The sequence below is a fragment of the Flavobacterium sp. UBA7680 genome (genome assembly GCF_002482975.1).
Taxonomy (GTDB): Bacteria; Bacteroidota; Bacteroidia; order Flavobacteriales; family Flavobacteriaceae; genus Flavobacterium.
The window spans coordinates 307-876 of sequence record NZ_DLHA01000024.1 but is presented as its reverse complement, the minus strand read 5'-3'; the positions used below and the strand labels follow the sequence as shown (position 1 = coordinate 876).

General features: G+C 31.1%; 1 protein-coding gene. It reads right to left on the bottom strand.

Features of this window, described 5'->3' with window-relative positions; translation table 11 throughout:
* The coding region (locus B3C18_RS09285; RefSeq protein WP_291146040.1) for a hypothetical protein at positions 1-570 on the bottom strand (570 nt) is incomplete at both ends.

The following is a 570-nucleotide window of genomic DNA, read 5'->3' as shown; positions in this document are numbered from 1 at the left end:
GCATTGATTTTTACTTTTGATTTTGGCTTTGCCGAATTTTCTGCCACAACAGTTTTTTCGGCTGATTCTAATAATTGATCTACTGTTTCTTTTTTAGAAGTTTCGACAGCTAAAGATTGATTATTAACAGATTGTTTTGGTTGATTGTTTTTGATGATGATTGAAGACTCCGCTATTTGATTTGATTTAGTTTTAAGGGTTTTATTTGGTTTTACATTTAGATTTTTTTCTTCTTTTACTGAATTCTGGTTTGCTGCTTTTTCTGAAACTGCTACTTCTGTCTTTACAGGATTTATTATATCTAAATCTGGTTTTACAACAGTATCTTTCTGTAGATTTTCTTTGATGACTACATTATTTTTTGGCGTTTCAACAACACTTTTTTTCTGATTAAAAAAGAATATTCCCACTAATAAAAAACCCACAATACTTGCAGCGATGTACATCCATCGTTTTTTGTTTTTAGGCTGCTTTTTTTCTTCTGCAACACTTAACATTGCATCTAATCGATCCCAGGCTTTGTCACTTGGTTCAATAATGCGTTGATTTAGTTTTTCACGGAAATCCTTT